Source organism: Terriglobia bacterium (assembly GCA_020072565.1).
Lineage (GTDB): Bacteria > Acidobacteriota > UBA6911 > UBA6911 > UBA6911 > JAFNAG01.
Genome location: JAIQGI010000117.1, coordinates 1 through 5,909 on the forward strand (window position 1 = coordinate 1; position 5,909 = coordinate 5,909).

General features: G+C 58.5%; 8 protein-coding genes. 5 read left to right on the plus strand and 3 right to left on the minus strand.

The genetic code is table 11. The features are described from left to right. The coding region (locus tag LAP85_29370) for a hypothetical protein (GenBank protein MBZ5500523.1) at positions 1-196 on the plus strand (196 nt) is incomplete at its 5' end. 249 nt (positions 197-445) lie between these two features. On the opposite strand, the gene LAP85_29375 is transcribed toward LAP85_29370, so the two are convergent. Continuing rightward, complete coding sequence (locus tag LAP85_29375) at positions 446-643, minus strand: carboxypeptidase-like regulatory domain-containing protein (GenBank protein MBZ5500524.1); 198 nt, start codon at positions 641-643, stop codon at positions 446-448. Between the two features lie 52 nt (positions 644-695). Continuing rightward, positions 696-1,142, minus strand: coding sequence for a transcriptional repressor (locus LAP85_29380; GenBank protein MBZ5500525.1), 447 nt, complete (start codon positions 1,140-1,142; stop codon positions 696-698). 143 nt (positions 1,143-1,285) lie between these two features. Between LAP85_29380 and LAP85_29385 the strand changes: the two genes are divergently transcribed. The 4 genes from LAP85_29385 to LAP85_29400 all read left to right on the plus strand — a co-directional run bounded on the left by LAP85_29385 (position 1,286) and on the right by LAP85_29400 (position 4,415). Further along, positions 1,286-1,630, plus strand: coding sequence for a hypothetical protein (locus tag LAP85_29385; GenBank protein MBZ5500526.1), 345 nt, complete (start codon positions 1,286-1,288; stop codon positions 1,628-1,630). Positions 1,631-2,169: 539 nt separating this feature from the next. Beyond that, positions 2,170-2,736: a sigma-70 family RNA polymerase sigma factor gene (locus tag LAP85_29390; GenBank protein MBZ5500527.1), complete on the plus strand. Its 567-nt coding sequence runs from the start codon at positions 2,170-2,172 to the stop codon at positions 2,734-2,736. After that, positions 2,737-3,186, plus strand: a complete 450-nt coding sequence (locus tag LAP85_29395; protein MBZ5500528.1) for a hypothetical protein — start codon at positions 2,737-2,739, stop codon at positions 3,184-3,186. Continuing rightward, positions 3,183-4,415 carry a hypothetical protein gene (locus LAP85_29400; protein MBZ5500529.1) on the plus strand — a complete coding sequence of 411 codons (1,233 nt, stop codon included), beginning with the start codon at positions 3,183-3,185 and terminating at the stop codon, positions 4,413-4,415. The genes LAP85_29395 and LAP85_29400 overlap by 4 nt, the downstream gene beginning before the upstream one ends. Before the next feature lie 272 nt (positions 4,416-4,687). Here the strand turns inward: LAP85_29400 and LAP85_29405 are convergent, their stop codons facing one another. Continuing rightward, positions 4,688-5,722, minus strand: a complete 1,035-nt coding sequence (locus LAP85_29405; protein ID MBZ5500530.1) for a hypothetical protein — start codon at positions 5,720-5,722, stop codon at positions 4,688-4,690. Positions 5,723-5,909: the final 187 nt, after the last annotated feature.

Here is a 5,909-nt window from a genome sequence, read left to right on the forward strand (position 1 = left end):
CCCCCGCTGCTCCGGCGCCCTTAAGATCATCAGCCTGATCGGCGACGGCCCGGTGATTGAAAGGATCCTGCGCCACCTGAAGCTGTGGCACCGGCCCGAGCGTCCGCCGCCGCGCCCCGCCGGGCGAGCGATCCAATACCATGAGCAGATCGCCGGCCTTGACAAGGCCGGCCAGTCGCCGGACGCGGCCGGCTGAGGCGGTCCCGGGCTCATGTGCTTTCAAGACGGCCGCCCTTGCCTTGAGTGTGCCAGAAATCAGCGCGGGCCCGGGGAGGGGGAGCGGGTCGGGACGTCCCGACCCGCTCCCCCTCCCCGTCTCCCCTCCTGGGGCTCCCTTTCAAGGACGCGGCAGCTGCTTCCCATCCGAAATCGGGGATATTTTCGAGATGCTTCCAGGCCAGCTGCACCATCCCCACCGACCCGCTCCAAAACAATTCCCTATCATTCATTCAGCCGCGTACTCCTGATTGGTCCGGATTTCAACCAGCTTGATTTGCCCATTTGCAATTGCTGCTCCGGAAGGATCGCGCACCTCTCCACCGATGGATCCCCTGGCGGCTTGAGAATGAGCAAGCTGGATTGGAAGTACTGCGAAACCCAACAACATTGTAGCTATCGATCGTAAGGTCAGACGATGAAACACCAGATCTCTCCTCCACGCCAGGACACTATTCGGCAAGATACAAACCAACGGCCTAACGATTCTTGCCAACAGCCTTTACCTTGGCGACGCATGCGGCGCAATGGCCATAAACCACCAATTGTTTGCTGTGAATAGTCGCGCCTACGGGGGCCGCAACCCACGGAAGGGGCTGCTCCGGCAGGCAGGACATTTGATCGCACCTTGAACAAAGGAAATGGATGTGGTTGCCGGCGCACTTGTCGGGAGATTCGGACTTATGTCTGCAAAACCGCCAGCTTCCATCCATGCCTTGAATTCGGTGAAGAAGGCCCGCTTCTTGCAGGGTTTCAAGGGTTCGGTAGACCGTCACCCGGTCGAGGGATACCGTCCCTTTTCGTCGCTTGAGGATGTCCTGGTGCGAGAGCGGGCGTCCTGCACTGGCAAGCATCTGCAGTATGGCTTCCCGCGCGGTAGTTCGTCGGAGCCCAGTAGTCTTTAAGAGTTGAGTCGTCTTCTTCATGGCATGCTTCCGAACATTAAAATCTCGAGCGCAAGAATATTATTAATGCAACTGTGTTGCAAATAGAATTTGTCCTCAAATTCTATTTGCCGGCGCAGTCGGCAAACTCTCTCGCTAATCCGCAGCTGACTGTTATGTAGGGCGTGGAGAGAACACCTGCAGCCGTTTATCAACCGCGTAACGCGAAAGCCGGCTCTCTCTGTGCGCTCGTGGAAGACTATTTCGAGGAGTTCGCGCGCGTCTGGGACGACCGCTACCGGCAACAGTACGGCACCTGGCGCCCCGTCATCGGCGAGGTGATGCGCAAGTATCTGGAATGTGGAGACCTTCATCGAAGATCCTGCCGTGATCGAAAAGATCCTGCGTCACCTCAAAATCTGGGATCCCCGCCGCTGCCGCCGCCGCCCCGGGCTTCCACAACACTGGAAAGGGATGCCGATTTTTTTGCCTGGGAGGCCGCCGGCCGCTTGTTTGACGGCATCGACTGAAGCGTTCGACACGTTGCCCTGACGGTCATTGCGCAACAGAACCAGGCTCTCACGACAAAGGTGTGCCCCGCTGATGACAGGAAAAGGGACGAAGCATTCTCCGAGCAGGGGGAAGGTTTCCCCTCACCTTTTTTCTCGATTCGCTCTCCGCGGCTTGGTGAAGACCCCTTGCATCACCTGACCGCTGTAATAATTCCGGGTGATCTCCACCCCAAGTGATCCCATCCTCCTCCTGCCTGGAAAGAGCGAATTACTATCATTGAAACATACCTTTTTGGTGCGCCGAGGTAATAATACTGTAGGCGCCGAATCAGATTCGAGATTGGATAAGGTGGAGCCATCAAGAGCCTGATCGATGGAAAGACGCGCGGTCGGACCGTATGGACCCGAACGCGCGTTTGAGTGAGCCGCGCAGCGGCTTTGGAGTGCGGCGTCCCGGCGCCGCTTTTCTCTGCATGCGGTGATCATTTGCAAATATATATGGCGCTGTCTTTGTCATCTTTTCTGGTGTCGGTTGGCGGTTTCCCGGACAGTCACCCATGAACGACGCGGAATTAATCCGTCGTGCAAAAGCAGGGGAGGAAGCGGCATTTCTTCTGCTGTACGAACGCTATCGCAAGGGGATTTACAGCTACACGCTGCGCCTGCTCGGTTCGCACGCCGCGGCAGAGGACGTAATGCACGATTGCTTCGCTTCGTTGATCGGTAACTTCAGCAGATTCGATCCCGGTCGCGCGTCGCTGCGGACCTATCTCTACGCAGCCGCACACAACCTGGCGCGAAAGCATCTGCGCGAACCCGACAACGATGCAACCGAGGAACTCCCGATGGATCTTGCCGCGCCGGCCGGTCCATTGGACCAACTCCTCGGTAAGGAGCTATGCGACGTGGTGAAGTACGCAGTTGGCAGTCTCCCAACCAGGCAGAGGGAAGTTCTCGTGCTGGCCGAATACGAAGAACTTCCTCTCGCCGAAGTGGCCGCGATCGTGGGCGCCGATCTCGGATCGGTTAAGGCGCGCCTGCATCGCGCCCGGACGAATCTCAGGAGACTCCTCGCGCCTTACTTTAACGGGAATTCCGATCCGCAGACTGTGGAGGAATTGTAGATGGAAAGGGACTTGAAGGAACTTCTGCAAGAGTGGCGGATACCTGATCCTCCGCCCCATCTGGATGCGCGCATCGCCGCCACGTACTCGGGAATGCTGCCCCGCCGTGTGTCGGTATGGAGGAAGCCGGTGCGGCTGCCTGCGCCTGTGTTTGCCTTGCTGCTGGTCCTGCAACTGGCGTCGATGACGGTCATCGGTCATTTCCTTTTCTCCGCAAGTCCTCCGGCTCCTGTCCTGTCTATGCCTGAAAGGGTGGTCGAAGTTCCCGTGGTCCGGGAAAAAGTCGTGACCCAGATCGTCTATCTGCCGGCGGTCCCTGCCGGTAGTTCACGGCAGCGTGCGTCCCATGGGACGGCAACGCTGGAGAATGAAAGCTTGCCTATGGAACTTACCGGCTATCGCCCGGTAGCTGAACTTCAAATACGCGTGTTAAAAGGAGAACAAAAATGAACGTTAAATTGCGCGGACTCTTGATTCTGAGTATGACCCTCGCGGTCTCGGCGTGGGGATTTCAGCAGGCTGTCCCGGGTGGGGGCGGCAGAGGGGGAGGCGGTGCTGGAGTAGGATCTCTGGTTACCTTTCACAGGATCCTCGTGTCATTCAGGCCCATTCTGACATCCGAGGGTGGCCAGCGGATCGTCCAGGGACGCACTTACGTCGGCAGTGACGCGATTCAGAGGGTCATTTTCAATGCCGACGGGTCGTTCTACTTCGGTTACGATTTTGTCGTCGAAGCAGTGCCGAATTCCAGCCAGTTCCTTGTGACCGTGAAAGCGCTCAGCCCCGAAAGCCTGCAGAAATTCCAGTCCGGCATCCCCGGCGGAGGCGGTGCTGGTGGACGCATTGGCGGAGCCGCTGGTGCACGCGTTGGCGGAGGCGGTGGCGGCGTTGGTGGTGGGGCCGTGACGCGCGGAGCGCCCACTGTTGCGGCGCGGGTCGACTCCGCTCCGGTTCAACCAAACGTGACATTCTTGCCTTCCCAGTATCCGGCTTCCCAGCGGGTCTCGGATGGCGACGTCCTCTCCATGGAGATTCTCGCCAATCCGGAGACGGGCGGCAAGATTTCCGACATCATCAAGGTGGCTTCCACGCACCGGATCATGATGCAGAATTCATCTGCGGCAGGCGTGCAAGCGGGCCAGGTCCCGGATACCTCGAACATCTGGGCATTCGGATTCGATGTGGTCGTTGACGGCAAGCTGACAGCCTCGGTCGGAAGCGGCGGGTGCAACGGCAGGCTTGTCCATTTTTCCCTCAAGCCGCAACAGCGGTTCATCATGTCCACGCAAGCCTGGGATAGGTACGATTTTAGCCTTGCGGGCACGATCGAGGGGAATTCCATCCGCTTTAAGTGGAACGGCAGCACGTATGAGTTGCTCTGCAGCGAGCCTGTTCTTGAAGGCGGCGCCAGTGCACCTTTATGGCTCCTGGTGGATGACGGCCCGGGAGCACCGGAACTCATGCTCCAGTTGTTGACCGCCAGGCTCGACACTGTTGGCGGTGTCGCGCGTTCCGGAGGTGGAGGAGTCGCGGGCGGAGCAGGCGCCGGCGGCAGAGGAGTCGGAGTCGGTGGTGGCGTAGCACGCGGAGCAGGCGGGACCGGCTCAGCCGAGAGGATGCCTGCGCCGGTCAGCTGCGGCGCAGCCAACAGCATCGAGTCCCTCATTCCCAAGAAATAAAGTCACATTGCCGTGTCAGGGAAATGGGTGACAAATTGTCCCCATTTCCCTGAGGGCGTGACTCCCACGACGATTAAGTCATTCCCAGTGCGTTCCTTGCGGCTCTGTTGTAATCGTGGACACCCACTTTTTGCCGTGTATTTGATGGGTGTCCAAATAAACCATCTATCCTTCAGGACCAGCACCAATCGGCGGGCGCACCGGTGGTGCCGGCATACCCTCCTTCCCCTTCCCGGTCATAGTGGCGGCGCGGCTTCACCTCCCTCGCCATTTCACTTCACTCTCATGAGCCGGCTGCCCATTCGGTTGCTCCCGAGATCATAGACGATCACCCTGATGATCTGGCTGGGTGATTTGAGAGGGATCGTGGTGGAATACGCGATTCCTTTCTGCAAGATGCGCTGATAGGTCGCCTCATAGAGATGCAGATCCATCCTTTTCCAGTCGGCGCCCAGGAGCTTGCCCTTGGAATCGGCATAAAAGGCCGTGATCCTGAGTTGGCCCACATGCCGGTCGCCGTCAACCCTGAAGGCGACATTCTCAGCTCCGATTTGGAGGTCGATCTTGACCAAGGGCTTGTTTTTGGCGTCCCTCGCAGTTGTAATGTCGACGTCTATTGCTAGACCGTCGAGATCCCAATTGTAGTCGCGGGCAGCCATGATTGACTTCTGTACAGCCGCTTCTTCCGGGTCGGGCTGGTTTGTTATGAGGTTGAGAGCGGATCTGATAATAGTCCGAGACATATCGGGGGATCTAAGAGAATCCACACCCTCCCTCGGATCTCTCACCAGCACCAATGCCTTTGCGGCCGCACTGGACAGGTCGCCGTTGCTTACGATGAGTTCGACGACATACTTGCCGGCTTTGTCCGTCATGAAGCTCGGCCTCGGATCTTCGGGCCCGGATAAGACCGCCGAACTTCCCGCAGGCGCCGTGAGGCACCATCGATAGGTGATTGGATTCCCGGCGGGATCGCCGGATCCGCTCCCATCCAGCTGAACCGTCATGCCTGCGCCCACATTCATCTGTACGAAGCCGATGTCCGCAATCGGGCCAATGGAAGCCTTGATTGCAGGAGTTTCAGGGATCGAGCCCGGGCCGGTCTGCACGCCGGCATAGTAGCCGATGCGCGCCTGAATCCGGCACTTGGGGCAACGTCTCTCCTCCCTGATTTGAACGTCAAGCCGATGATAACTTCCCGCCTCGCCGATGTTGGAAGGGACAAACCCCAAAACATATCCTTGTTTTAGATTAGATATTGCCTCATCCAGAGCGCCGGCCAGATCTTCTTTGACATCTGCAATCAAGACATCGCCTCCGGTTTCTCTTGCGATGCGAGGTATGGCCGCAAGACTGGCTAGCCTGGATTTCCACGGACAACCGTTCGCCTAAGCCCTGAAACTTCCGCTCCCGCGTTGCCGCCACGCCGGTGCGCGAAATTCCGGGCATTTCTATGGGTTGCCAAGCCCCTCAGCTCGTGCCAAGGGGGCTCAT

Bases quoted from the DNA above. Each gene is read 5' to 3' on its own strand.
- LAP85_29380 (MBZ5500525.1), bottom strand. From the start codon at position 1,142: ATGAAGAAGACGACTCAACTCTTAAAGACTACTGGGCTCCGACGAACT.
- LAP85_29395 (MBZ5500528.1), top strand. From the start codon at position 2,737: ATGGAAAGGGACTTGAAGGAACTTCTGCAAGAGTGGCGGATACCTGAT.
- LAP85_29390 (MBZ5500527.1), top strand. From the start codon at position 2,170: ATGAACGACGCGGAATTAATCCGTCGTGCAAAAGCAGGGGAGGAAGCG.
- LAP85_29400 (MBZ5500529.1), top strand. From the start codon at position 3,183: ATGAACGTTAAATTGCGCGGACTCTTGATTCTGAGTATGACCCTCGCG.